26 protein-coding genes are annotated in these 24,715 nt (G+C 36.3%); 14 read left to right on the top strand and 12 right to left on the bottom strand.

Annotated elements, in window-relative coordinates; genetic code table 11:
• The first annotated feature begins 8 nt into the window (after positions 1–8).
• On the top strand, positions 9–1,649 hold the full coding sequence (gene argS, locus ACNF4Z_RS03675) for an arginine--tRNA ligase (protein WP_458327897.1): 1,641 nt from the start codon (positions 9–11) through the stop codon (positions 1,647–1,649).
• 11 nt (positions 1,650–1,660) lie between these two features.
• Here argS and ACNF4Z_RS03670 read toward each other — a convergent pair whose 3' ends face one another.
• The 3 genes from ACNF4Z_RS03670 to ACNF4Z_RS03660 form a co-directional block, all read right to left on the bottom strand.
• Complete coding sequence (locus tag ACNF4Z_RS03670; protein WP_458327896.1) at positions 1,661–4,657, bottom strand: hypothetical protein; 2,997 nt, start codon at positions 4,655–4,657, stop codon at positions 1,661–1,663.
• Positions 4,658–4,718: 61 nt separating this feature from the next.
• Complete coding sequence (locus tag ACNF4Z_RS03665) at positions 4,719–5,714, bottom strand: amidohydrolase family protein (RefSeq protein ID WP_458327895.1); 996 nt, start codon at positions 5,712–5,714, stop codon at positions 4,719–4,721.
• Entirely contained in the window at positions 5,715–7,127 is a 1,413-nt protein-coding gene (locus ACNF4Z_RS03660) for an RtcB family protein (RefSeq protein ID WP_458327894.1), read from the bottom strand.
• A gap of 48 nt (positions 7,128–7,175) precedes the next feature.
• Between ACNF4Z_RS03660 and ACNF4Z_RS03655 the strand changes: the two genes are divergently transcribed.
• Genes ACNF4Z_RS03655 through ACNF4Z_RS03620 form a run of 8 tightly spaced genes read left to right on the top strand, consistent with a single transcriptional unit; the run spans position 7,176 to position 13,383 of the window.
• Positions 7,176–7,415: a hypothetical protein gene (locus ACNF4Z_RS03655; protein WP_458327893.1), complete on the top strand. Its 240-nt coding sequence runs from the start codon at positions 7,176–7,178 to the stop codon at positions 7,413–7,415.
• Positions 7,416–7,436: 21 nt separating this feature from the next.
• Positions 7,437–7,766 (top strand): transcriptional regulator, encoded by a 330-nt coding sequence (locus ACNF4Z_RS03650; RefSeq protein ID WP_458327892.1) that lies wholly within the window; start codon positions 7,437–7,439, stop codon positions 7,764–7,766.
• 2 nt (positions 7,767–7,768) lie between these two features.
• Positions 7,769–8,275 (top strand): N-acetyltransferase family protein, encoded by a 507-nt coding sequence (locus tag ACNF4Z_RS03645; RefSeq protein WP_458327891.1) that lies wholly within the window; start codon positions 7,769–7,771, stop codon positions 8,273–8,275.
• A 36-nt stretch (positions 8,276–8,311) separates the two neighbouring features.
• The gene (locus ACNF4Z_RS03640; RefSeq protein ID WP_458327890.1) at positions 8,312–9,337 is read left to right on the top strand and encodes a CPBP family glutamic-type intramembrane protease; all 1,026 of its coding nucleotides are present in this window, start codon (positions 8,312–8,314) and stop codon (positions 9,335–9,337) included.
• A 53-nt stretch (positions 9,338–9,390) separates the two neighbouring features.
• On the top strand, positions 9,391–11,106 hold the full coding sequence (locus ACNF4Z_RS03635; protein ID WP_458327889.1) for an acyl-CoA mutase large subunit family protein: 1,716 nt from the start codon (positions 9,391–9,393) through the stop codon (positions 11,104–11,106).
• The gene (locus ACNF4Z_RS03630; RefSeq protein WP_458327888.1) at positions 11,075–11,527 is read left to right on the top strand and encodes a cobalamin B12-binding domain-containing protein; all 453 of its coding nucleotides are present in this window, start codon (positions 11,075–11,077) and stop codon (positions 11,525–11,527) included. The genes ACNF4Z_RS03635 and ACNF4Z_RS03630 overlap by 32 nt, the downstream gene beginning before the upstream one ends.
• On the top strand, positions 11,524–12,468 hold the full coding sequence (gene meaB / locus ACNF4Z_RS03625; protein WP_458327887.1) for a methylmalonyl Co-A mutase-associated GTPase MeaB: 945 nt from the start codon (positions 11,524–11,526) through the stop codon (positions 12,466–12,468). Before ACNF4Z_RS03630 ends, meaB begins: the two co-directional genes overlap by 4 nt.
• Before the next feature lie 24 nt (positions 12,469–12,492).
• On the top strand, positions 12,493–13,383 hold the full coding sequence (locus ACNF4Z_RS03620; protein WP_458327886.1) for a phosphoribosylaminoimidazolesuccinocarboxamide synthase: 891 nt from the start codon (positions 12,493–12,495) through the stop codon (positions 13,381–13,383).
• On the opposite strand, the gene ACNF4Z_RS03615 is transcribed toward ACNF4Z_RS03620, so the two are convergent.
• A complete protein-coding gene (locus ACNF4Z_RS03615) occupies positions 13,384–13,773 on the bottom strand; it encodes a hypothetical protein (RefSeq protein WP_458327885.1) in 390 nt (129 codons plus the stop codon).
• Between the two features lie 46 nt (positions 13,774–13,819).
• Here ACNF4Z_RS03615 and ACNF4Z_RS03610 point away from each other — a divergent pair, with 46 nt between their 5' ends.
• The gene (locus tag ACNF4Z_RS03610; protein WP_458327884.1) at positions 13,820–14,440 is read left to right on the top strand and encodes a 3'-5' exonuclease; all 621 of its coding nucleotides are present in this window, start codon (positions 13,820–13,822) and stop codon (positions 14,438–14,440) included.
• Here the strand turns inward: ACNF4Z_RS03610 and ACNF4Z_RS03605 are convergent.
• The 6 genes from ACNF4Z_RS03605 to trxA form a co-directional block, all read right to left on the bottom strand.
• Positions 14,435–14,857: a CBS domain-containing protein gene (locus ACNF4Z_RS03605; RefSeq protein WP_458327883.1), complete on the bottom strand. Its 423-nt coding sequence runs from the start codon at positions 14,855–14,857 to the stop codon at positions 14,435–14,437. The two genes, ACNF4Z_RS03610 and ACNF4Z_RS03605, sit on opposite strands and share 6 nt — an antisense overlap.
• 85 nt (positions 14,858–14,942) lie before the next feature.
• Positions 14,943–15,926, bottom strand: a complete 984-nt coding sequence (locus ACNF4Z_RS03600; protein WP_458327882.1) for a cysteine synthase family protein — start codon at positions 15,924–15,926, stop codon at positions 14,943–14,945.
• Positions 15,927–15,955: 29 nt separating this feature from the next.
• Entirely contained in the window at positions 15,956–17,011 is a 1,056-nt protein-coding gene (locus ACNF4Z_RS03595) for a hypothetical protein (protein ID WP_458327881.1), read from the bottom strand.
• A 63-nt stretch (positions 17,012–17,074) separates the two neighbouring features.
• A complete protein-coding gene (locus tag ACNF4Z_RS03590; RefSeq protein WP_458327880.1) occupies positions 17,075–17,407 on the bottom strand; it encodes a Rieske (2Fe-2S) protein in 333 nt (110 codons plus the stop codon).
• A gap of 36 nt (positions 17,408–17,443) precedes the next feature.
• A complete protein-coding gene (locus tag ACNF4Z_RS03585; RefSeq protein ID WP_458327879.1) occupies positions 17,444–18,427 on the bottom strand; it encodes an NAD(P)/FAD-dependent oxidoreductase in 984 nt (327 codons plus the stop codon).
• A gap of 5 nt (positions 18,428–18,432) precedes the next feature.
• The gene (gene trxA / locus ACNF4Z_RS03580; protein WP_458327878.1) at positions 18,433–18,846 is read right to left on the bottom strand and encodes a thioredoxin; all 414 of its coding nucleotides are present in this window, start codon (positions 18,844–18,846) and stop codon (positions 18,433–18,435) included.
• Between the two features lie 86 nt (positions 18,847–18,932).
• Here trxA and ACNF4Z_RS03575 point away from each other — a divergent pair, with 86 nt between their 5' ends.
• Positions 18,933–19,325 (top strand): hypothetical protein, encoded by a 393-nt coding sequence (locus ACNF4Z_RS03575; RefSeq protein WP_458327877.1) that lies wholly within the window; start codon positions 18,933–18,935, stop codon positions 19,323–19,325.
• A complete protein-coding gene (locus ACNF4Z_RS03570; protein ID WP_458327940.1) occupies positions 19,306–19,983 on the top strand; it encodes a uracil-DNA glycosylase in 678 nt (225 codons plus the stop codon). The genes ACNF4Z_RS03575 and ACNF4Z_RS03570 overlap by 20 nt, the downstream gene beginning before the upstream one ends.
• Before the next feature lies 1 nt (position 19,984).
• Here ACNF4Z_RS03570 and glnA read toward each other — a convergent pair whose 3' ends face one another.
• On the bottom strand, positions 19,985–21,331 hold the full coding sequence (gene glnA, locus ACNF4Z_RS03565) for a type I glutamate--ammonia ligase (RefSeq protein ID WP_458327876.1): 1,347 nt from the start codon (positions 21,329–21,331) through the stop codon (positions 19,985–19,987).
• 59 nt (positions 21,332–21,390) lie between these two features.
• Between glnA and ACNF4Z_RS03560 the strand changes: the two genes are divergently transcribed.
• Both ACNF4Z_RS03560 and ACNF4Z_RS03555 read left to right on the top strand, forming a co-directional pair.
• A complete protein-coding gene (locus ACNF4Z_RS03560) occupies positions 21,391–22,809 on the top strand; it encodes an NAD(P)H-hydrate dehydratase (protein ID WP_458327875.1) in 1,419 nt (472 codons plus the stop codon).
• Positions 22,810–22,813: 4 nt separating this feature from the next.
• Complete coding sequence (locus ACNF4Z_RS03555) at positions 22,814–24,193, top strand: hypothetical protein (RefSeq protein ID WP_458327874.1); 1,380 nt, start codon at positions 22,814–22,816, stop codon at positions 24,191–24,193.
• Here the strand turns inward: ACNF4Z_RS03555 and ACNF4Z_RS03550 are convergent.
• Positions 24,180–24,614, bottom strand: a complete 435-nt coding sequence (locus ACNF4Z_RS03550; protein ID WP_458327873.1) for a PadR family transcriptional regulator — start codon at positions 24,612–24,614, stop codon at positions 24,180–24,182. The two genes, ACNF4Z_RS03555 and ACNF4Z_RS03550, sit on opposite strands and share 14 nt — an antisense overlap.
• Positions 24,615–24,715: the final 101 nt, after the last annotated feature.

Here is a 24,715-nt window from a genome sequence, read left to right as displayed (position 1 = left end):
AGATTGAGATGCTCCTGTTTGAAAATATAAAGGAAAAGTTGGTCAAACTTTCAGATGGAATATTTGACCTTACCATTGGTGATATTGAATTCGATAATACTGGTCATACTGATATTGCAATAAAGACGTTCAGACTGGCTGACAGGAAAAATTTTCAGGAAGAGATCAAAATATACATGGAAAAATTAAAAAATTTTAACTGGATCAAAGAGGCAAATTTAGAAAAAAATTATTTAAATATTGAGCTGGACGGGAGTGCTCTTTTTAATTATCTGTATGATGAGGCAATTGAAAAAGGACTTTATCCTGAAGTTTTCCAGGACCCTGAAAGATATTCTGTTGAGCATACCAGCATAAACCCAACGGGCCCTATTCACATGGGGAGGGTGAGAAATTCAATTATTGGAGATACCATTGTACGGATTATTGACAGAATGGGGTACAGAGTTACCTCACAGTATTATGTCAACGATTCAGGCAAACAGGTTGTTTCACTATATCTGGGTTATGAGAAATTTCACAAGGGTGAAAAACCAACCCCAGAAATACTTCTTGATGGATACAGGAAAATATATGATTACTTCGAGAAAACAGGTAGTGAGAAAGAAGCAGAACAGATCATGGAGAGATATGAAAACGGAGATGTTGAGATTATTGGAAAAATAAGAGAATTATGTCAAATAATGCTTGATGACATAAACATAGATCTTAGTAAAATAGGTATAAAAATTGATGAGTATAACTGGGAATCCGAATTCATAACATCAGGAGAGACAGAAAGAGTTCTTGAGATGCTAAAAGACGAACTGAAAGAGGATGGAAATGCCATGTATATAGATGTGCCTGGGGTGAGAAAAATATACCTGAGAAGATCAAATGGTACAAGCCTTTATGTGACAAGGGATGTTGCATACCACATGTACAAATTTTCAAATTATGACAGGTGTGTGGTTGTACTTGGGGAGGATCACAAGGAACATGGAAAAATAATGAGATATATACTAAGTGATTTAATGAAATATCCTAATGAGCTAGATTTTGTGTTCTATGGATATGTAAATCTTCCTGAAGGGAAAATGTCTACCAGAAAGGGTAATGCCATCGCATTGAAGGATGTTTACAATAAAATGATAGAGAGATTGAAAAATATAATGGTGGAACGAGGTGATGAAAATACTGACAATACAATTGTGGAAAATATTGCAAGATCATCATTAAGGTACGACATGGTAAGAATAAATGCAAGTAAGACCATAACATTTGACTGGGATAAGGCATTGGATTTTAAAGGTAATTCAGCGCCATTCATACTGTATTCCTTAACAAGGGCAAATTCCATCCTTTCCAAAGAATCTTCAATTAATAATCATACCTTTGATGATTTCAGGAGGGAGGAAAAGGATCTCCTTGTCAATCTGTACAGGTACCCTTTTATTCTAATGGAAAGTTTCAAAATGTTTAGACCAGACATTCTCGCAAATTTTTGTTATGAACTTGCAACTAAATTTACTGTATTTTATGAAAATTGCAGGGTATTGGGAGAGAAAAATGGAATTGAGGGGAGAAGACTTGCATTAACAAGAATTTATAGCATAATAATGAATGATGCCATAAAAACACTGGGTCTAGAAAAAGTAAACAAAATGTAAAAATTTAATTTTTAATTCTTTTTATTGTTTTTATTTCCCTGATTATCAGACTTCTGCACAGTGTCCTGCTTCTTTTGTTGTTGAACTGGCATAGTCTGACTCTGTTGAGTTTGTTTTCTTGAAATCAATGGGAATCTGCCTGTTGAGTATCTGTAATAAACCAGAGCTATTACAACTATTATTAAGACAATCACAGCAATAACTATAGGTATTCTGTAAGGATTTACTCCAACACTTATTGTCTTTGAAAGAGAATTCTGATCCTGAATGTAAAGTGGCTGGGTTGATGTGAATGCCTCTGCTTTTAATACCTGTGAACCAGAATTTGGCATGTTTACAGTTATGTTGAATGTCTTTGTCTGATTCTTTGTGAGTGTGGCAGAAACAAAGGTGTCATTCACAAGAAGTGAAGAACCATCGAAAATAAGTATACTAATTCCGGTTGCTGTTGAATTTCCTATGTTGGTAACATTTACGTGCAGTGATGATGAAACACCCTGTGCTACAGATCCCGTAAAGTACAGGGCACTTATCTTCAGTTGAGGCCCGTTATATGAGTATTTGTAAGATACATTGCTGTATGCGCTCAGATTTGATGGATCTGTAACCTTAAGGGATACGGTTACTGGATTTAATGTGAAGAATGTTACCATCACCCAGTTTGATTTTGTATAGTTTATGTCGGACACATTGTACGATATTACAGAATAACTTCCTGATGGTAATGCAGTTCCATTGGAGTACTGGAATGACCAGTTGAATGTCAATTTTGAAACAGGATAATATGAATCAGTGGTGTAATTGGCTGTAATTACATCCGGTGACCCAACAGTTATAGTAGATGTGTTCTTTCCATTGTACATTAAGGTCTGCGTTGGTACAGGTAATGTTGTGTCGTTTACAATCACACTGACCTTCAATGAGGTTTTAGTGTTTCCGGCACTTGACACATTGAGATAGAAACTCTGGTTTGGATCAACAAAAGATGGAGTGGTGAAACTGTATGTTGCGGTTCCCCCTGATGTGCTGAATGTTGGGAAATCCCACAAGTAATAAAGTGAAATTGAATATTTCACAGAGTTAATCGTAACATTAAGTGAACTTGCTGTTGCATCGAATGTCACAGCCTGATTTTGCATAACATATATCTGTGCCTTTCCTGTTGATGTGACTGTGCTGTTCAGATATTTTTCTTTTCCGTTAACAGAGTAACTCATATTTATGAATGGGGCGTATGAACTGTTCAAAACGTATATTAAAATGTTTGAGGAATTATAGTAGCCAGAGGAACTTCTACCAGTTACAGTGACAACAGTTGATTTAGTAAGGTTCAGTGTTATATTATATCCTGAATACATGGTACCACTGACATTCCACGAGAACATATCTCCAGGAAGATTGTATTCAAATTGCCCTGTAACAGGATTGTAAAATGCATTGCTTACATTTAAACTGAAATTGTAGTTGTATGGTGCTATTATGATTGGATTCTTTGATGAACTGTTCAACACTGTATTAGAGGTCATTAATCCCTTGTAGTACTCCATAATTTTAGAAATAACAAAATAAGGTTTCTGTCCGGGTGCCAATGTTACTTTAACGTCCGTTGACTTTGAAACAGGATATATTTCAAATGGATTGCCGAATGTTACAGAAGAAGTTGCACTTTTAACTGAATAAGTTGAATTATTATATGCAACATAAATTGGATACAGTATTTTTCCTGGAGTGTAACTGTATCCTCTTGCAAATATGTCCATTGTGGCATTTCTGTAGTCTTTTGAACTCATATTCATGTTATAATATGAGACAGAAAATTCTGCCATCAAATTTGTACTGTTATATTTAATTTTAATTGCACTCTCACTTGATTTGTTGACTGAATAATAGGATGAATTCACCTGGAAATTGAAATATGTATTGTTAGGAAGTGAATTCAAAACCTGTTCTTCAAAAATTTCAGTGAAATTTTTAATTGTAGATGATTTATTTATTGCATTAATCTGAAGAGAAAGTGTTGGAAGATAACTGTATGATACATCTGGAATTGCGGTATAAGAGAGATTGTAAATAATTGTCTCGTTTGCATATTTGAGATTTTTGGAAAGCTTGTATTTTGTTGCTATTGAGGATACTGTTGATACCATATCGTAAGTATGAACAGTTCTGTTGAGCGACATAGGCTCATATCCATTTGCAACTGCATACAGGCTTATATTTTTATATGCATCAATTGAAAATATGCCATTAGAGAACGTGACTTTTGAATAAGAATAATCCTTAGAAACATTAACTTCATCTATTGAAAAACTTGAAATTGGGGTGCCAGATGTTTTATTAATAACTGTTCCAAAATAATCCACAACATTAGTTCCCAGGTATATGGTTGCGGCTCCACTGGAATCAAGCGCAAGCTCAAATGCCTGAACTCCGTCTGCTGTATTTCCATTATATATTATGTTTGCCATAAAGAATTCTGTGTTTGGAAAATGACTGTCTATTATGTTAGATGATATGACCCCGGGCTCACTAGTCAGTGAAGCTGTTTTGAATACATAACCTTCTGTTGTTGAAAACTGTACAGTCACATTCTGTCCATTTAAGCCAGAAACACTTACACTTCCATAAACTGTTGATATTGCTGTAATGTTTATCTCCACTGTCTGATACTCTTGATTTATGTTAACAATTTCACTATACTTGTTAGTCAGGTAAACATTACCTTGTATACTTGTACGGTCTGGCATCACTGTGAAATTGTAAGTTCCATATGTTAGTGTCAGTGTTCCGGGATTTCCTGAAGGGCTAACTGAAAATGAACCAACCGTGGAATTTACATACACTATTGGATTTGCTAAAAATCCTATTTGATTTCCACCCTGCAACAAATATTCGCTAACAGACACTTGCGAGGATGGTGGAGCTCCAGACGCTCCCACTGCAGCGCTTGCCATCATAGCTAAAAACATAGCCACAAGAATTGCAGACATTGCCTTACTACTGATCAATATTATCTTCCTCTGTTTCGCTAAATAAACCCTCTAATATAAACATTCTCTTCTAAAAAGATTAAAGTACAGCTGAACTAATTTTTTTCATAGCATGGAATGACGTTACCATCCTATAAGGGGAAAATCTTGCGTCTTCCACAATGAGTAGTCTTTTCCATTTTTCTCTTCTACCATAAAGGAATTTATATGGGTTTGAAAAGGCAATTTTAAGAATATCCTCTGGGGATATTCTATTTCTATTCCTTGAAATGCGATAAAGAAATTCCATTTCTGTAAAAATATCGGGTTCAGCAGTCATAACATTATCCGTTCCAAGCATTAAATTAATGGATTCATTAAAAAAAATAGAATAATCAGCATATATCCCATGGAAAAAATTTGATCTTGGTGTTATTGCAATGTTCCTGCAAACCTCCTTCAGATCATTAAGTTCATTTTTCTGGAGAGCAGTACAGTGAACAACGAGGTCTGGGTTCAATTCTGAAAGCTTTTCAACTGGTTCTTTCTTTTTTTCGCTGAAGTGGGTTGCGACTATCTTACCAACCTTTTTTGCCTCACTTGAAATCTCTATGGATTTTTCCATGTCTATATCTGAAACCGCACTAAAATTAACCCCCTCAATGTAATTTTTCATTGTCTGAAACTCCTCTGAATCGGCAGGTCTCCCAAGGATTATACCATCAGGGGCAATTTTTTTTACAGATTCTATCTGTTCAATCAAGTTAGGGCCAGCCTCTCTAAAATCAATGAATGTATCCGTGTATCTATTCAGCATAAATCTTGCTGAATTTATCATGTATTCTGTTATTGTTTCCTGTTTCACGCTTGCAAACTGCTTGAATTTAAAACCTCCAGGACCAACTATCTCTTCAAGCGTTCCAAATGGCTCTTCATTTACAAATGAATCACCTATGTGAGTGTGTGAATTTACAGGAAATGGAAATATGAAAACATTATCTCTTGACTGAGAGGATTCAATGAATCTCAGGCTGGAGGAATCCACATAACCTTCTAAAAATTCACCGTCAACGAAAAACCTTCCCTCTATTCTCATCTATCCTTTTATCGCAGCCATAGGTTTAAGTTTTACCACTTTTTTAGTTACACCTGCATCTTCCATCAGCCTTACAACAATTTCTGGATCCTTGTACACAGGAGATGCCTCATCTATGGGAAACTTTCCAGTAGGGGTGAAAATCATTATGTTTTTTCTATTCATTTCACTGGCTTCCTTTTCCACCGAAAGGAGATTTTCTGCCTCTTTTCTTCCCATTTTTCTTCCCGATCCATGGCAACTTGATCTCATGTATCTATAGTTTTGATCTTCTTTTCCACACAATATGAATGATTCGGTCCCCATGCTTCCCGGAACTATGACAGGGTGAGGGAAACCTTCTCCCCCAAAGTGGGAATCTGATGGTTTCATTGCCCTTGTTGCTCCTTTTCTGTGAACTATTGATCTGATTCTTTTGCCCTCCCATTCCACATCTTCAAATCTAGCTATATTATGTGAAATTGAATAAAGCAATGTATTTTGAATTTCACTTTGATCAGAAAATTTTGAAATAATTTCCATTATTTTCTCTATTATAAATTGTCTGTTTACAAATGAATAATTTGCAGCGCAATTCATGGCATTGATATATTCAAGTGATAATTCATCATTCATTGGAATGAAACTCATTTGTTTATCTCTTACCATATTCCCTGTCTTTTCTATTGCTTTTTGAATGTATTCTGAAGCAATCTGATGTCCCAGACCCCTTGAACCACAGTGCACCATAACATAGATGTCTCCCTTTTCTATATTGTAGTGTTCTGCCAGACTTTCATCATATGCTTCATCCACCTCACCTATTTCAATGAAATGATTTCCTGAACCGAGTGTGGCAAAATAATTGATCCCTCGTTTCAATGCAGTTTCAGAAATTTTTGAAATATCGGTGTCCTTTATGGAACCATTCTCTTCACTTTTTTCCTTAATAGATTTCTGAATCGGGTATTTTTCAATCATCCAGTCCAGACCTTCTGTCAATATTTGAGAAAGATCGTTAAAAGTAATTTTGTTCTTTGATCTTGCCATCCCCACAGGTACTTCCTTCAATATTCTTTCGCCAATGTGTTTCAACTTTTCCCCAATTTGTTCTTTTTTCAGGTGAGTATTCACAATTGATACACCACAGTTTATATCGTAACCTACTCCACCTGGAATTACAACACCACTGTATTGATCATATGCTGCAACACTACCTATTGGAAAACCGTACCCCTGATGAATGTCTGGCAATCCCAGTGGCAAACCCACAAGACCTTGAAACTCTGAAAGGGACAATAGCTGATTGAGAGGTATTTCCATTCTGGTTTTGTAATCAAAAATTTCATTTTCGTCCATTATTACCCGTGCTTCTCTACCATTGTCCCTGATCAAGTATGTTGATTTTAATTCCTCTTCTTTAATTATATCCATGAGAAACCATGGGAAATTACATAACGAGATTTTAACTATACATGTGAGATGCAGTTTCTTGATGTGGAAAGTATTGAAGATGAGGACTTAAGATTCAAATTGAGGCTAGAAGTATACCTCCTAAGGAGTGCGTTGAAAATTAAACAACTATCTGAAGATGGAGAAAGATTTGACAGCTACATTTCAAAAAGGATTGAAGAGATAAAAAAGATTGCAGGGGATAAAATTGTAAGGGAAAATGGTATCATAATCTATCCACCAGAAAATCTATCAGATAAGAATTTATAAAAATAAAATATGAGGTAATGTATGGAAAACAAAGAGACCCACAGTATGTTTCAGGAACTTAAGGAAAATCTGGAAACAACAAAAAGACATATAAAGATAATAGAGACTCTCATGATAGAACAACCCGCAGGAATATTAAAGATATCACAAACCACTGGAATTCCCGGACATAAAATAAGGTATTCCCTAAGGATACTTGAAAAGGCTGGTGTCATAGAGCCATCCATGGAGGGCGCTTTTCTTTCTCCCGAATTTATAAATAATAAGGGAAAGATTCTTGAAGAATTAAGGGAAATACTGAAGGATCTTGAGGAAACAGAAGAAAGATTGAAAAAGCTTCTTGGAAAGTAAACATGAAAGTTTCCAGCGAAGATGACATTATTATAAGAAAAGCAAAGGTTTCAGACGCTGCAGGCATAATTGAATGCATGCAATCCGTGATGGATGAAAAAATATACATGGTTAGCGACTACTACCTTTATTCTGAAAGAGGTGAAAGAGAACTTATAAAATCTCCTTCTGATCTTAACCTTGTTCTTGAGTTTCAGGGAAAAATTGTTGGAATACTTAAGGTTCAAAGAGGTTATTACAGAAAAACATTTCACACGGGTGTACTTACAATAGCAATAGAGAAGGAATTCAGAAATAGGGGATTTGGAAAGAAAATGATAGAATTCGCATTACAGTGGGCAAAAGAAAATGGTATTGAAAAACTCAGTCTTGAAGTTTTTTCCACAAATGAAAATGCCATATCTCTCTATAGATCAGTGGGATTCCATATTGAAGGTGTAAGAAAAAAACATTTTAAGATTAACGGAGAATATGTGGACGATGTTTTAATGGCTTATTTTACAAATTGAAAACTGTTAATAATGATTTTTTGATTTATTTGTTAAATGAGAAAGTATGGAATCTCTGATATATTTTACTTAATGTTCTTCATTCTTTTTGTCACAATGATGTTCTATGGCCTTTCAGTATTACTTCAAATTTCATTATACTCGCCCTCCTACATTGTAAATGAACTGGGTAAAAATATCTCCCTGTTTTACTTTTACTACCCAGATGTATTTGATTTTCCGCAGGGAATAGTTTTTATCCTGATACCTTTTCTCAAATTTTATTTTTCAGTAATAGTTTTAATTATTATTTACATAATAATTGTGGTATACATCATATCTTCCTATTTGAAAGGCATAGGAAAGGATCCGCTTGATAATCCAGTTGGTTTCATACTGGGTGGTTCTTCATTTGCATACACACTATCTATTATTTTGATCGTACTCTATTTCTTTTCATCAATTTCCATCTCTGCTCCAGCAATAGAACAGGCTGAATTGACACAACCAGTTCTCATTTTTTATCAACTGGTGTACGCACCAATAATTGAAGAGCTTGAATTCCGTATTATACCAATAGGCATTTACCTTTTAATCAGATATTACCTTAGAGGAGACCTCGCAAGATATAAAGAAAAGAATGGAATAAATTCGGGAATAATGTCAAAACTGGTTTATACTCTCCCTTTTATGAATCCAGGAAAATTAAAAAAATTTACTGGCAAAGGTTTTGACTACATTGATTATGCCATAATAATCATAACAAGCTTCCTTTTTGGTTTTGCACATTATGCTTACGGACAATGGTCAATAAGCAAGATCCCACAGGCTGCAATCGGAGGTGTCATATTTGCCTTCGGATTTATGCTATTTGGACCATATGTTGACATACCCATGCACTATTTCTTTGATGGCATAGATACAGTTTTCCTTCTACAAGGTCAGGGTTTTCTAAGCTTATTTTCACTCTTGTTTATTTTGCTTGTTCTTCTTGGTTCTGTTCCATTCATTATTACACTTTATTCAAGATTTAAAAAAATCAGAACCAGAAAAGCAATACAGAGTGATGAATTGAAATCATAATAATTATAATATTTTTAAAAAAAGAATATATGTTTTAATTCGATAATCTTATCATGGCGAAGGATAGATTCTGGTCTGAAAAGTTAAACCAGATCGAGGAAATGAACAGATCTGGAACATCAAAGGAAAAGGAAGAATGGATAAAAAAATTTCTTGAGCCATGGGAATCAAAGACAGGATATGTCCCAAGAGAGTACATAAATTCATCATCAATTGAAATCGATCCTCTCTATGACAGATCGGATCTAGGAGAGGAAATTGAGAAAAGACTGGGATATCCCGGTGATTATCCATTTACAAGAGGAATTTATCCAAACATGTATCGTGGAAAACTATGGACTATGAGGATGTTTTCCGGTTTTGGAACTCCAGAGGATACAAACAAAAGGCTAAAGTATCTCATAAGTCACGGAGAGACAGGTCTGAGCATAGCATTTGACATGCCAACCCTGTATGCTTATGATTGTGACAATAAAAGATCTGAAGGGGAAATTGGTAAATGCGGTGTGAATGTCACATCACTAAAGGACATGGAAGTAATATTTGATGGTATTGATCTTTCAAAGGTAACAACATCAATGACAATAAATGCACCTGCTGCAGTTTTGACTGCTATGTATTTTGTCATAGCAAAAAAACAGGGACATGATCTTTCAAAAATAGGTGGTACTGTTCAAGCAGACATACTGAAGGAATACATAGCACAAAAGGAATGGATATATCCACCAGAAGCACATCTAAGGATTATAAGAGATATGATGAAATACTGCACAGAGAATGCGCCAAAATGGAATTACATTAGTATATCAGGTTATCACATAAGAGAGGCTGGAAGCAGTGCTGTTCAGGAACTGGCATTTACTCTTGCAGATGGATTCTACTATGTTGATTTGGGAATTAAGAATGGGCTTGATCCAAACAAATTCTCTCAGAGACTTTCTTTCTTTTTCAATTCTTCAATTAATTTCTTTGAGGAAATAGCCAAGATGAGAGCGGCAAGAAGAATATGGGCAACAGTACTTAAGGAAAAATTTGGTGTTACTGATCCTAAGGCACTTTCACTGAAATTCCACACTCAAACCTCAGGATATACCCTGACATGGCAGCAACCCCTTAACAATATTGTGAGGACTGCAATAGAGGCTCTTGCAGCAGTTCTTGGGGGTACCCAGAGTCTTCACACTAACTCTTATGATGAGGCCTGGGCACTTCCTTCCGAACAGGCTGTGAAGGTTGCACTGAGAACACAACAAATAATAGCTGAAGAGACAGGAGTGACAGATGTTATAGATCCACTTGGCGGTTCTTACTACGTGGAATGGCTCACAAACAAAATGGAGGAGGAGGCATACAGGTATTTTGAGAAGATAGAGGAACTTGGAGGTATGCTTGAGGCAATTAAAAAAGGATACATTCAGAGAGAAATAGCTGCCACTTCATACAAGAGACAGAAGAGACTGGAAGAGGAAAAGGAAATAATGGTGGGGGTCAACAAATATGTTGAGGATGAAGAGCAACAAATGAACATACTTAGGATATCAAGGGAAGCTGAGGAAATACAGCTGAAAAGAATAATGGAAGTTAAAAAAACTAGGGATGAAAAGAAGGTGAAAGAATCACTTGAAAAACTGAGAAAGGCATTTCTTGATGAGAATGAAAATATTATGCCATACATAATGGAGTGCGTTGAGAACTATGCTACAATAGAAGAGATTTCAAATGTTGGAAGGGAGATATATGGAGGATGGAAAGAACCAGCAATTATTTAAGGACAAACCTATAAAGATTCTTCTGGCCAAACCTGGTATAGATGGACATGACAGAGGAGTCCTTATTCTTGCGAAGGCTTTCAGGGATGCAGGCATGGAGGTTCTTTATGCTGGACTTTTGCCAACGCCTGAACAGGTTGTGGATACGGCTGTAAATGAAGATGTTGATGTAATAGCCCTCAGTCTTTTAAATGGTGCACATATGACAGTTTTCAAAAAAGTTGCCGATCTAATGAAGGAAAGAGGCATAGATGATATAAGTCTAGTTGGGGGAGGAACCATTCCTGATGAAGATAAACCAGAACTTGAAAAAATAGGGGTATCCGGGAACTACGGACCTGGGACCCCTCTCTCCGTTATAATTGATCATGTGAGGAAAAGAGCCTACGAAGCAAGATCAAAAAAGATGGGATTAAAATGATGGGAACCAAATTGGTCATGGACGGGGTGATAAAAGGGGATCACAGAAGTATAGCAAGAGCGATTTCCATCATTGAAAACGGTGAGATGGATACAAGGTTGAAAATGATGGAGAGCCTATTCGAAAAAGGTGGGATGGCACAGGTTGTTGGAATCACTGGCCCACCAGGGATAGGAAAGAGCACAACCATTGGAAATATTGCGTCTATTATGTCAGAAAATGGAAATAAAGTTGCTGTGATAGCAATAGATGCCTCAAGTCCATTTTCTGGTGGGTCCCTTCTCGGGAACAGAATCAGGATGCAGGAAAAACTAACTGAGAAAAACATATACATGAGAAGTCTGGCAAACAGAGGATCTAAGGGGGGACTTTCCAGATCGGCAATTGGAGCTGTCGCAGTTCTTGATGCAGCAGGTTTTGATACAATAATAATGGAGACTGTAGGAGCAGGTCAGGCTGATCTTGATGTGATGGAAATGGCAGATACAATATGTCTAATACTGGCACCAGGACTTGGTGACGAAATTCAGGCAATAAAGGCAGGAATAATGGAGATAGCAGACATTTACGCAGTTAACAAGATGGATAGGGAAGGTTCCTACTTTGCCCTGAAAGACATTGAAGATTTACTTTCCATTGAGAGGAAGGGTGATTACCAGAAAAGGGTTTTTGGAATCACAAACACTGACCAGAAAACCTATTTCCCTTTGATTGAGGAGATAAGGAGACACAGATCATATCTTGAAGAGAAAAAACTACTTGGATCAAAAAGAAGGAGAACTGCAGTTAAGTGGTATCTTGAGGAGGAAATTGAACAGCTGGTGGTGAGACCTTTTCTTGAAAGAATGAATGATCAGAGCAGAGATAATGTTTTCTCATTGCTTTCCAGATTTCAGGAAGATTTGAGGGAACTCACAGAAAATGTAACATCGCAAAAATAATTTAACATTTTAATATGTGGAAACATGGATCTGGTGAGGGTAGGAAAAGTTAAGGACGTTTATGATGATGGAAATACACTTTTATTCAAATTTTCTGATAGGATATCTGTATTTGACAAGATAATACCGAATGACATACCTGAAAAGGGAAAATCACTATGCAGAACATCTGCCTACTGGTTCACTGAAATTAAGAGGGAACTGAATATAGATTCACATTTTATTGAAAATATTGACCAGAAAACAATGAGAGTAAAAAAATTCAGGGTTGAAGAAAAAGGAGGTAGCAAATTCTGGGTAAATTATCTCATACCCCTTGAATTCATAATGAGATATTATGCAGCCGGTTCATTGATAGACAGAATGAAATCTGGAAAATTAAAACCTTCAGATGTAGGAATGAAAAACATTCCATCCCCTGGAGAGAAACTGGACGAACCATTTTTTGAAATGACCACCAAGTTTGAAAAAACAGATAGGCCTTTGAGCAGAATGGAAGCCATGGAACTTGGTGGAATAAGCTGTGAAGAACTGAATGAAATTCAGGAGATCATTTTGAAAATTGATAGACTTATTGAGAGAAAGGCATCAAATGGCGGCCTGATCCATGCTGACGGAAAGAAGGAATTTGCAATTGGAGCTGAAAGGAATCCCATAGTTGTTGACACCTTCGGTACGGCTGATGAGGATAGATTTTGGGAGAAGAAAGATTATGAAAATGGAAAATTAATTGAAGTGTCAAAGGAGATGGTCAGGCAGTATTACAGGAGCATAGGTTATCATTCCAAACTGTATGAAGCAAGGGAAAAGAATGAAACTGAACCTGATATACCCCCGCTTCCTTCAGATTTGATCAAGAAAGTCTCTGATCTCTATGTATCTGTATATGAAAGGCTTACTGGCCAGAAATGGTAATCATAAATATGAAACAGAAAGACTATCCTCAACCTGCAACCAAAGGTGATGTTCAAACTCATATATCCATAATACCTCTGGTATTTCTATGAAAATGTTCCTATAATTGTGCTGGGATTTAATGAATTCCTCCTCCCCCTTGAATTTTGCAGAAACTCCAACTCTTATTGTTAAATTGTTAGGACTTCCTGAAATTAAGAGAGTTAGGTAACGATCATCACTTAGAATTGGCCTGAAAACGCCCCCTTTCTTTGCCTGTATTGCCCTGAAATTTCCATCCTTATGTGTGTGTACTATGAATCCTTCCTCCTTAAGAAAATCCTCAAGAACCATCATCAATTTGTCAATGTCAACATTCCTTCCTATATATTCACGAAAAGCAAATCTCATTGACTGCCAATGATAAAATAAATTATAAAATTACCCATATTGCCTCATGAATCTGGATGAAAAACTTGAACAGCTTCGCAAAATTCTTGATGGAAGAAAAAAGGTAATTGCAATTGATATTGAGACAATCGTGAATGGAAAATTTCTTGAGGATGATCAGATCATAGCAATTTCAGTAACAAACTTTGAGGAGGAATCAAAGGTGTTCATATCGGAGGGTGACAGTGAATTTGCAATAATTTCAGAACTCTCTTCTTTCATGGACAGTTATGACCCGGAGGTTATAATAGGTTACAATCATATTGCTTATGACATTCCGTTGATTCAGAAGAAACTTATAAATATAAGATTCAGTGAACAACCTTGGCCTCTTCGCTACTATCTTGGAGTTTCCTTCTGCCTTGACATGATGTATGTGTCGGCCCTTTACCACTATAAGTTGACAGGCGACTATGAAATCAGGTCACTTAAAAAAATAATGGATTATGAGGAATATGAAAACCTTCCACTAATGAGAAAGAAGGATATAGTTGAAATGGAAAATATGTCAAAGGGAGAGGCAATAAGGTATTTATGGAAAAATGAGAGAGAAAAGTTCTATGAGTATTGTGTCGGTGATACATATGATCTGATTAAAATTTATAAAAAAATTTTCAGAATCTCATAGAATTCCAAATTTACCAGCTACAACTTCTATGTTTTCAACATAATCATCAAAAATTCTTATTATATCCTTGGATGTTATTATCCCTGAATATTTCCCATTCTTTCCTACCAGAATCCTTCTCACTCCTTTTTTGCTCATGATTTCAGTTATTTTTCTGGTAGGAGTATCAGGTTCCACAGATATCAGTTCCTTGCTCATAATTTCAGAAATTTTAACAGTTTTTGGGTCCCGTTCGGCTGCAATTATGCTGTTAACAAAATCCCACTCAGTAACAATCCCCTTAACATCGTTCTTTTCACCAACCAGGACGTACCCTCTGTGATCTCTTGACATTATTTTGGTTGCCTGTTCAACTGTGAGATCTGGCGGAACAGGATCAGGAATGGTTACCATAATGTCCTCAGCAGTAAGAACCATGGAGCAGCATTCAAAGTTGATATATAATCAGATCGATTTATGAGAGCTGTTTTTATGCTTTCAATTTTCTACCATGAATGGTCTTCTATCCTTTGACATATGATGAAACTTCCAGGATCTCATTTTTGGAAAATACCTTTTTGTTTTCATACAATTTAATGTATTTTATCCCACTGTCTGGTATTACTGTAAGTACATTAACACCCTCATATGTTCTGGCTATTTTCATTGCATGATAAAAATTTCCACCACCTGAGTGCCCTGAAAACACCCTGTATTCTGAAAGCATTCTTACCCCTTTAAATGCCTCAACCTCACTAACCTTTACTATTGAATCCACAAGATTCATATTTTTAATTATAAGTTCCTTATCCTTTGCCTTTCTAAAATTCCTGATTCCCTGGATGAAAGAGTTTTCATCTGCCTCACCCATTATTACTTTTGTTGAATTATCTTTTTCTTTGAAATATTTTCCAATACCGGTTAGTGATCCCCCTGTTCCCATTGATATAAATATTATGTCCGGATTTGATCTTATATCTTTCATTATTTCCGGACCGGTGGTCATGATATGTGAATATTGATTCATTGGGTTGCCGTGCTGATGCAGATTCTTATACTTCAAGGGTTCTTTCACTGAAATATCCATTGCCATCCTTATTGCACTTTCAGTGCTTTTTGGGTCTCCTGTGGACTCAGCTCTTACAACATTGGCCCCAGTGGCAACCAGCTCATTGTAAGTTTCCTCTGAAACCCCAGGGGGCACAAAAATTATTGAAGGTATATTCAGCATTCTACAAATATGCCCGATTGCTATACCTGTATTTCCTGAAGTGCCTTCCACTACTATCATTTCAGCGGTGGGAGATGAAAGTATCTTATCATAAACCATAAAGAAAGCTGCCCTATCTTTTATTGAGCCGTATCTGTTAAAATATTCAATTTTCGCATAAACTGTTGACCCATTATCCAGGCTGACCTTCAGTATTGGAGTATTACCAAGGTGATTTTTGTAAAAATTATCCCTTATTTTTAAAAGGATTTCATTACTTTCAAAATCAACCTGCACAATGGAGGATATGATCTCAGTTTATAAATTCATATGGCAATATTCAGCGTACTTATGAGAGCAAGAATGAAAAACATTGATATGAGGAATTGCAACCATAGTCCATCTGACATTCCCAATCCTCCAATAGACCCAACCTTTCCTGTTTTTCTACCCTTTAGAAAATCCGCAAGAATGTCCATTGATGTTTCAGGCAATATGAGGAAAAATATTGAATCTATGAGGAGGTCCTTTAAAAAAAAGGTGCGTAGAATGAACCATAAAATCAAAAGAAAAGGAAGTGAGAAATAGAATGCTCTGGATGATGATACAACTGAACCAGTGATTCTCCCGTTCCTATCAACCTCTATCCTGTTCACCGCATAAAAATAGATAAATGATGCGATGAATACAATAATGGCGTATTCATAGTATTGTGTTTTTGGAATAAACCCGTAATAAATTCCAAGTATTACTGCAATTATTATCAGAGGAATTACCGCTAAATTGAGACCTGTAGAACCTGAAAAAAATATATTGAAATAGGAAAGAACCAGGGAAATAAGAAGAAATAAGAGGAAATATTCCGGGTACATTACAGATGGTAAAATATTTGAACTCAAAACCCCCAGAAATGAGATGAAAAATATGTATGAAAAGGCACCAGTTAGATTCTGATATGAACGAAGGGAAATAATTTCCGGTTCAGTATCCTTTTCAATAAGCTCAGGCAAAAAGCTTCCTGTAAAAATTCCAATTGTCTCTACTAATATGATGATGATGTCATAGAAAAATGAGATGGCTGGATGGATGATAAATTGAGATAATTCTTTATTAAATGTTAGTCCAGAATAATTTAAAATTCCACCGTTAATAAGAAAATTCACAACAATACTGAGGGTCAGGCTTGAGACGAAATCCAGCCTTGATGTAACCATTGATATGAGTATTCCAATGGAAAAACCAAGGATAACATCAATTAAGATTCTTGTGAAAATGTCAGAACCTGCAAAAGGCTGTAACAAAAACTGCGCAGTGAACAAAATCGCCCCGAATATCATGATTGTAAGGCCCCTTCTGTTCACTATGAAATACACATCTGTCATGATTGCCTTTTCTTATAACGGTTATTAAAAATGCTCAACAGAAACATTTATATACTATTAATCTCACTCTGTCTGTACAACTATATTGCTTCCTTCCTTTTCACATCTATAAATTTTCAGGTTGCCGCAGACTGCATAGTCCCCCATGGATTCAGGTATGGGATTGTGTATAACTTTTCCGTCTGTTAAAGAGAAGCGGATGTTATGTGAAATGCATGTAATTGAATTGTCACCATGATTTCTAGCCAGAAAGAGTGGCCCACCCCTGTGAGGACATTTAGATTCACAAGCGAAGAAATCATCATTAACTTTGAAAATTGTTATATCCATATTTTCTGATTTTATTCGTTTTCTGTTATGTTTGTCAAAACCTTGATCCACAGTTACCAATTTCATTCTTTAAAATGTATGAAAAAATAATAAATATTGTGATCATATTTTAACCATACTGTCTTCCTTCTTATCCTCTTTTTTAATATATTTCCAGTCTGTTTTGACCGAAACTTTTCCTCTTTTTTTGTGTATATAATTTATTGCTGAAAGTGCTGCAACTGCTCCCTGGCCTGCCGATATTATGGCCTGTTTGTATGGCATTTCAGTCACATCACCTGCTGCAAATACTCCAGGTCTGCTTGTTGCCCCTTTCATATCAATTATTACTTCACCTTCTTTGTTCATGTCAACAAAATTCTTCAGCATCCCTGTTTTAGCCACGTAACCCATCTCAACAAATACGGCCCTTGTCTGGATTTCCTCTTCCTTACCAGCCTTCTTAATTATGATTGAACTAACAGATTTATCCCCCTTTATTTCTTGGACTGTTGAATCCAAAATGAATTTAACATTCTGTAGCGATTTTACCTCATTAACCATGTCCTCTGTTCCTGATATTTTCTGACCTTTGTTTATCACAGTTACATTAGACGCAACTGTGGAGAGATAAAGTGCAGCTTGTAGTGCATGATCACCTACTCCTGCAACAACAACATCCTTGCCGCGATAAAGTGGACCATCACATATTGAACAGTAAGATACACCCCGTCCCTTGAATTTCTCTTCTCCAGGTACTCCAAGGTCCCTCGGTGTTTTACCAAATGCCAGAACAAGACTCTCACAAACATAGGTGTCAGAGTATCCCTTAACATGAAAACGCCCATCTTTTTCACTTACCTCACTCACCTCATCGTAAAAGAACTCTGTTCCATACATTGAAGCCTGTTCCTGGAATTTTGAGGCAAGGTCAAATCCTGATATACTCTTAAATCCCGGATAATTTTGTATTTCATCTGTAAGAAGCCCCTGGCCCCCTATGTCTTTTGTAATAACTGCGGTTTTCATCCCCTGTCTTGAGGAATATATTGCAGCGGAGAGGCCTGCAAAGGCCCCTCCTATTATTATAATGTCGTATTCTTTCATACTTATCAGTTTAGCAATTTTTTGAGTTTGGCTTCAAGCATTGGCTTTGGTACTGCTCCTATACTTATGTCTGCAAGTTTTCCATTCTTAAACATCATTACTGTTGGAATGCTTGTTATGTTCAGTTCTGAGCTTACATTCGGGTTTTCATCTACATTCACCTTTCCAAATGTAATTTTTCCTGCGTATTCCTTTGAAAGCTCATCTATTATTGGTGAGAGGAATCTGCAGGGAGCGCACCACGCAGCCCAGAAATCCACAACCAATACCTTCTCTCTCTTAACAGCGTCCATAAAATTTCCATCGGTCAATTCCATAGGTTCCATATATTTCACCTCTTTTTTCTTAGAATCCTGAAGCAAATTCTGAACCATCTTTCTTCTTATCTGGTCTAGTTCATTATCTTCATTAGATTCCATATTACAGTATTGCAACAGGGTTTAAGTATATTTTGGTTTTGCCAAAATCATGCAAAACTTAAAATTCCCATTTAATATAAGGAATTGTGAGATTACAACCTAAAATGGAGTCTGAAATTGCATGTTGTGCAGATCTTCTGTCTTTTCTTTATGAATTGAACATAACAGATATACAGGTATTTTATTCTCTGGACCAGGGTGTCTGGAAAACTAAGGAATCCATATGCAACACATTAAAAAAGGATCAAAGTACTGTGAATCGTTCACTTCAGAAGCTTGTTTCCAGAAATCTGGTATTGAGGGATGTTAGACAGTTGAAGGATGGAGGTTACCTTTATGTATATTCGTTGCAAACCACAGAGAGGATAATGAGTGAAACAAACAACAGAATAAACAATCTATATGAGAAAATGTTATCACTGTCTGCATCTTTGAAAAAAGAACTAGAGGTGAAGTTTTCTGGTATCGAAGAAAAATGAAGAAGATTTTAAAAAACTATGTTCTGAAATAGTAAACTGCAGTAAATGTGAAAGACTGAAGAATTTCAGAGAAACAGTTTTCCAGAGCAGGGAGAAAAATTATGGGTACAAATTCTGGCGAAAACCAGTCTGCGGATATGGAGATATAAACGGTCAGATTGCAATTGTGGGACTTGCTCCCGCAGCCCTTGGAGCTAACAGAACAGGAAGGGTATTTACCGGTGATAAAAGCTCGGATTTTCTTGTTTCTTCACTTTATGAAGTGGGAATTGCAAACAGAGAGAAATCTGAGATGATGGAGGATGGACTTGAATACAGGAATGCGTTCATAACACTGGCAGTACGTTGTGTCCCACCCGAAAATATACCAGAAAAGAATGAAATAGAAAATTGTTTGCCATACCTCATAAGTGAGTTAGAGATGATGAAGAATCTAAAGGTTATAGTGTGCCTTGGAAGAGTTGCTTTCAATACGGTAATGAAAAGCCTGAATTGCAGAGAGAGAAAAGAGTTTAAAAATGGAGAATTTATTGATATTGAAAAATATAAAATTTTAACTCTTTTCCATCCCAGCCCGAGGAATGTAAATACCGGAAAAATTAAAAAGGAAGATTATGTGAAAGCATTCAGAAAGGCCATTGAATTCTGCAATTCTTAAATTAAAGGAATGGGAGATATCTCTTAATCTCCCACTCTGTTACATGAGAACGGAAAGCGTCCCACTCTCTCTGCTTCACTGTCAGGAAGTTTTCATATACATGATCTCCCAGTATTTCTTTCATGAGTTTTGAATTTCTCATGTGATGGAGAGCCTCCCCAAGGCTTTCTGGAAGATAGCCTATTCCCGCCTTAATCCTCTCCTCCTTGGTCATGCTGAAAATATCACGTTCAATGGGTGGAGGTAGTTCCAGTTTTCTTTTTATACCATCCATTCCCATTCCAAGTACTGTTGCAAACTGAAGATATGGATTTCCTGCGGAATCTGGACACCTCAGTTCTATCCTCTTCTTCATTCCTGTGCCTGCCGGAACCCTGACAAGTGCAGATCTGTTTTTGTTTGCCCATGAAATATATACGGGTGCCTCATAACCTGGAATGAGCCTCTTGTATGAATTTACCCATGAGGCAAGTATTGCAGTACCGCTGTTTATGTTTTCAAGTATACCAGCTGTGTACATTCTTGCATAACTGCTTAAACCGCTTGAATCCCCTGAATTTTCATCATAGAAAAGATTTTTCTTCTTTCCATCCTTTGTATCTTCCATTATACTCTGATGTATGTGCATACCTGATCCATTTACACCATTAACAGGCTTTGGCATGAATGATGCATACAGGTTGTTATTTTCCGCTATATTCTTGATGAGACTTTTTAGTGTAATTATTCTGTCTGCCATTGTTAGGGCGCTTGCATATCTTAGATCAACTTCCTGCTGACCAAAGGCCACTTCATGATGAGCAGCTTCTGGTTCATAACCCATTAATCTCAACTGTGTTAGTATCTCCTGTCTTATCTTTGCTGCGCTGTCATTAGGGGTGTGATCAAAATATCCATTGAAATCAGATGGATTGTTTGTAGGATTGCCCTTTTCGTCCTTATGAAATATGAAAAATTCGAATTCCGGCCCTACATAAAATTCTTTATTTTCCTTGTGTATCTGTTCAAGGTTTCTCTGCAGCACATATCTGGGGTCTCCTGTGAATCTTGAACCATCAGGATTGTAAATATTGCAGATATATCTTGCAGCGTTTCCCCCCTGGGAGAAAGGATATACAGAATATGTTTCAAGATCTGGAATTGCCCTCATATCTGATTCTTCAATCTGGGCATAACCAGCTACTGAACTTCCATCGAAAACTACTCCCTCCGAAAGTGCATCTTCAAATCTGTTCTTTGGTATTGTCAATGTTTTTACAATACCCTGGATATCCGTGAACTGAAGATGCAAAAAATCTATCTGTTCTTTTCTAAGCCTCTCTAGGGAGATTTGAATTTTATCTTCCATAAAAAATGTATAGTTTATGACCATAAAGTTTTTTCTACTTTGCCAGCATACAATATGAAATGATTGACTTTCTAGAAGAGAAGAGAATTGATTTCAACTATTACTATAAGTACAGGGATCTATATCCACTTATGAGAAATGCTGGAAAGGCTGTTTATCAGGTAATAAAGGATCTTTACGTAGGAGGAAGAAACATTCTGATCATTTGTGGTAAAGGTCATAACGGAGGAGACGGTATTGTAGCTGGAACCTTTCTAAGTGGGGAAAACAGAGTTACAATTCTTCTTTACACAAAGGAAAATGGTGTTGTTGATTCGATGATACAGAGAGCAATGGGCGAGATGAAAAACGCCTCAATAATAAAGAATCCATCGGTAGAAACTGTTAACAGTTATCTTAAAAACTGTGATCTTGTGGTGGATGCACTTTTTGGAATTGGTGTAAAGGGAGATATCAGAGAACCATTTGCCTCAATAATTGATTTAATCAATAAATCAGGAAAAACAGTTATATCTGTGGATGTACCCTCAGGACTTGGAAGCAATAAGCAGGTGAGGCCAAAGATAACCATAACATTTACTGATATCAAGGAAGGCATGGATGATAAGAATTCTGGTGAAATAATAGTAAGAGATATAGGTATAGACAGGCAGTTAATAGAAAATACAGGTCCAGGGGATATGATATATTTCCCTAAGCTTGTAAAGGGAGGACATAAGGGGGAAAATGGAATAGCTGGAGTGGTTGCCGGATGGGAAAGAACCGGAGCTGGAATAATTTCCAGCATATCTGCTGCAAAGGCACTCCCTGATCTTGTTTATTCTATTGTTCCGGAAAAAAGTTATGATATCTTCTGTCAGCACATAATTGATCACATAGTGGTAAAAGATGATCCGGAAATTACTGACAAGGTCATTGAAAAATGTAAATCTTTGGTTGTTGGTCCAGGGTTAGGTACGGGACAAAGACAAAAGGAATTATTCTACAAGCTTGTTGATAGCGGAAAATCTCTGGTAGTTGATGCAGATGCAATTCATATACTGAAGGAGGACCTTACAAGAATAAATGAAAAGATAATCATAACACCACATGGAGGAGAATTCAGATACCTTACAGGAATGGAGCCCACTGCTGAAAATGCAAAAACTTTTGCCCTTCAATATGGATGCACCGTTTTGCTAAAAGGGAAAGAAGACATCATAACTGATGGAAAAAAGATGCTGAAGAGTCCGGGAGGTTCAGATAGGATGGCCATGGGAGGGACCGGTGATATGCTAGCAGGTTTTGTGGCTGGTCTTATTTCAAGGGGTATGTCTAATTTCCATTCAGCAGCTCTTGCATCCTTTTTGTTGAAGAGGCTGGGAGAGGATATGGAGAAATTCAAGGCTCATTTTTACTCAACTTCTGACATGTTGCATGAACTGGACAATGTTCTTTACAGGTATTATAATCTAATAGAGGAAGTTTCAAAGGTGTAATTTCGTGCAGGGTGAATTCACCGGTATATACGAAAGCCTTGAAAATTCATTTATTCAAAATGAGAGTTACACTGCATTCTCCTATCTTGGAAGAAAATTCAGCTATTCAGACTTGAGAAGACTTGTAAGGAATTTTTCATTGAATATTCCAAGAATATACTCCATAAACAAGGGTGACAGAATTCTTATCATCCTTCCCCCATCTTTACAAAAAGAAATTGCCTTTCTATCTTGCTTCAGAGGAGGGTACGTTCCAGCTTCTGTTCCTTATTACATTTCACCTGTTCTTGTTTCTAAACTCCTTGATTCAGGTCTATTTTCAGGTCTTATTACGTATCCTAAAATGTTTGAACTGGTTAGTGACAAAACAGGTGGAATTTTTTCAATCATTGCTGATGAAACTGAATTTTCATTTTCAGGAAAATTTGAAAATGAGCTTTTTGGAAAGAGCGGAAAATATAAAAAAGGAAACTTTGAGGAGCTATGCGAAAATGATATTGATAGGGAATGGGAGGACATAGATCCATATTCAGATTGGGCGCTTTCATCTGTAAAATGGAAAAATGATGGCAGCTTCAAACTTTTAAATTACAATGCAAAAACATTCATGCATGGTATTTCAAAAATTGGAGAGTTCCTCCCTGATGTAAAAAATGGAAGTTACATTCAGATGTGGGACAGCTGGAATCCTCCATCTATTCTCATGAATTGCGTACTTCCAATTTTGAGAGGGCAGAATATTTTACCAGTGACCAAATTTTCAGAATCCTGGATAGTCAAGAATATTAATGACATATCATCTGAAACCGGTGGAATTTTGAGTTTAAATAGAGATAATCTTCATATTGTTAATAATATAATTAAAAAAATTTTCTCAAATATCAGAATTTTTCTTGTTGATGGTTACCTTAATCAGAAAGATATTGAATTTTCAGGAAAAAGGAAAAATGCATTTTTCTCATATATTGATGATGTAAGGTTCATAGTTCCACCATATTTCTCGCAGACATTGAATGAAAAAAACAGATTTAGTATAGAGGATGAAATATTAATAGATAATGATTTAGAAATCAAAATGGCAAGTTCACTAAGCGGGAGAGAGGATTTCAAAACCAGAGCTGCTTACGAGGACACCGGTCTAATTTTAAATGATGGGAAACTTTTAATAAAAAATAGTAGTGATGAAGAACATATAATTTATGGAAGGGCAATACCTGTTAATTATTTTATCAATTATATGAAGGAAAAATACAATCTTGAAATCCTCTTAGACAATAAAGATGAAAAGGGTATAAAATTAAAAATACAAGGAAAGTGGAATAAAAATTTTGTTTTAGATGAGATGAAAAAATTCTGCTTTGAATCCTATTTTACTTATTATTAGATTCGGTGAGTTTTCTTAGTCTTTCTGCAAGATCAATAAGTTCCTTTGATTTTTCAACAACTTTCCTGGAGCCACTGCTTTTAATATCTTCAAGATACATAATCAGGGATTTTATCTCCTCAATGGCTTCCTCAGTACTCCTTGGTGCTCCTGAAAAAAGGCCTCTCCTGTTGAATATACCGAAGAGATCTTCCCTTCCCTCCTTTCTTTTGTATTTGCCGTTTTCAGTCTTTTCGATAAGACCTTCCTCAACCATCTTTTCAAGCATTGGATATACTGATCCTGGGGATGGCCTCCACATTCCTGCGGTGACACCCTCAATAGAATCGATTATCTCTGCACCATTCTTTTCTCCGGATCTCAGTGTAATGAGAATCATTTCCCTGAGACCTCTTCTTCCACCAAAATTTATTCCCATCATAATCGGTTATTCGATATCGATATATAAATTTTGTTTTCCGTAATGATTAATATTAAATGTTGATAAATCAGGAAAATAAGAAATAGATAGGATATATTACA

It is taken from the genome of Caldiplasma sukawensis (genome assembly GCF_052315375.1).
Taxonomy (GTDB): domain Archaea; phylum Thermoplasmatota; class Thermoplasmata; order Thermoplasmatales; family Thermoplasmataceae; genus Cuniculiplasma.
Note: the sequence above shows the minus strand (reverse complement) of the source record. Positions and strands in the feature narration are given on the sequence as shown.

Excerpts from the sequence above, each read along its gene's own strand:
- argS (WP_458327897.1), top strand. The coding sequence starts at position 9 with ATGCTCCTGTTTGAAAATATAAAGGAAAAGTTGGTCAAACTTTCAGAT.
- ACNF4Z_RS03665 (WP_458327895.1), bottom strand. The coding sequence starts at position 5,714 with ATGAGAATAGAGGGAAGGTTTTTCGTTGACGGTGAATTTTTAGAAGGT.
- ACNF4Z_RS03660 (WP_458327894.1), bottom strand. The coding sequence starts at position 7,127 with ATGGATATAATTAAAGAAGAGGAATTAAAATCAACATACTTGATCAGG.
- ACNF4Z_RS03655 (WP_458327893.1), top strand. The coding sequence starts at position 7,176 with ATGCAGTTTCTTGATGTGGAAAGTATTGAAGATGAGGACTTAAGATTC.
- ACNF4Z_RS03650 (WP_458327892.1), top strand. The coding sequence starts at position 7,437 with ATGGAAAACAAAGAGACCCACAGTATGTTTCAGGAACTTAAGGAAAAT.
- ACNF4Z_RS03645 (WP_458327891.1), top strand. The coding sequence starts at position 7,769 with ATGAAAGTTTCCAGCGAAGATGACATTATTATAAGAAAAGCAAAGGTT.
- ACNF4Z_RS03640 (WP_458327890.1), top strand. The coding sequence starts at position 8,312 with ATGAGAAAGTATGGAATCTCTGATATATTTTACTTAATGTTCTTCATT.
- ACNF4Z_RS03635 (WP_458327889.1), top strand. The coding sequence starts at position 9,391 with ATGGCGAAGGATAGATTCTGGTCTGAAAAGTTAAACCAGATCGAGGAA.
- ACNF4Z_RS03630 (WP_458327888.1), top strand. The coding sequence starts at position 11,075 with ATGGAGGATGGAAAGAACCAGCAATTATTTAAGGACAAACCTATAAAG.
- meaB (WP_458327887.1), top strand. The coding sequence starts at position 11,524 with ATGATGGGAACCAAATTGGTCATGGACGGGGTGATAAAAGGGGATCAC.
- ACNF4Z_RS03620 (WP_458327886.1), top strand. The coding sequence starts at position 12,493 with ATGGATCTGGTGAGGGTAGGAAAAGTTAAGGACGTTTATGATGATGGA.
- ACNF4Z_RS03615 (WP_458327885.1), bottom strand. The coding sequence starts at position 13,773 with ATGAGATTTGCTTTTCGTGAATATATAGGAAGGAATGTTGACATTGAC.
- ACNF4Z_RS03610 (WP_458327884.1), top strand. The coding sequence starts at position 13,820 with ATGAATCTGGATGAAAAACTTGAACAGCTTCGCAAAATTCTTGATGGA.
- ACNF4Z_RS03605 (WP_458327883.1), bottom strand. The coding sequence starts at position 14,857 with ATGGTTCTTACTGCTGAGGACATTATGGTAACCATTCCTGATCCTGTT.
- ACNF4Z_RS03595 (WP_458327881.1), bottom strand. The coding sequence starts at position 17,011 with ATGACAGATGTGTATTTCATAGTGAACAGAAGGGGCCTTACAATCATG.
- ACNF4Z_RS03590 (WP_458327880.1), bottom strand. The coding sequence starts at position 17,407 with ATGAAATTGGTAACTGTGGATCAAGGTTTTGACAAACATAACAGAAAA.
- ACNF4Z_RS03585 (WP_458327879.1), bottom strand. The coding sequence starts at position 18,427 with ATGAAAGAATACGACATTATAATAATAGGAGGGGCCTTTGCAGGCCTC.
- trxA (WP_458327878.1), bottom strand. The coding sequence starts at position 18,846 with ATGGAATCTAATGAAGATAATGAACTAGACCAGATAAGAAGAAAGATG.
- glnA (WP_458327876.1), bottom strand. The coding sequence starts at position 21,331 with ATGGAAGATAAAATTCAAATCTCCCTAGAGAGGCTTAGAAAAGAACAG.
- ACNF4Z_RS03560 (WP_458327875.1), top strand. The coding sequence starts at position 21,391 with ATGATTGACTTTCTAGAAGAGAAGAGAATTGATTTCAACTATTACTAT.
- ACNF4Z_RS03550 (WP_458327873.1), bottom strand. The coding sequence starts at position 24,614 with ATGATGGGAATAAATTTTGGTGGAAGAAGAGGTCTCAGGGAAATGATT.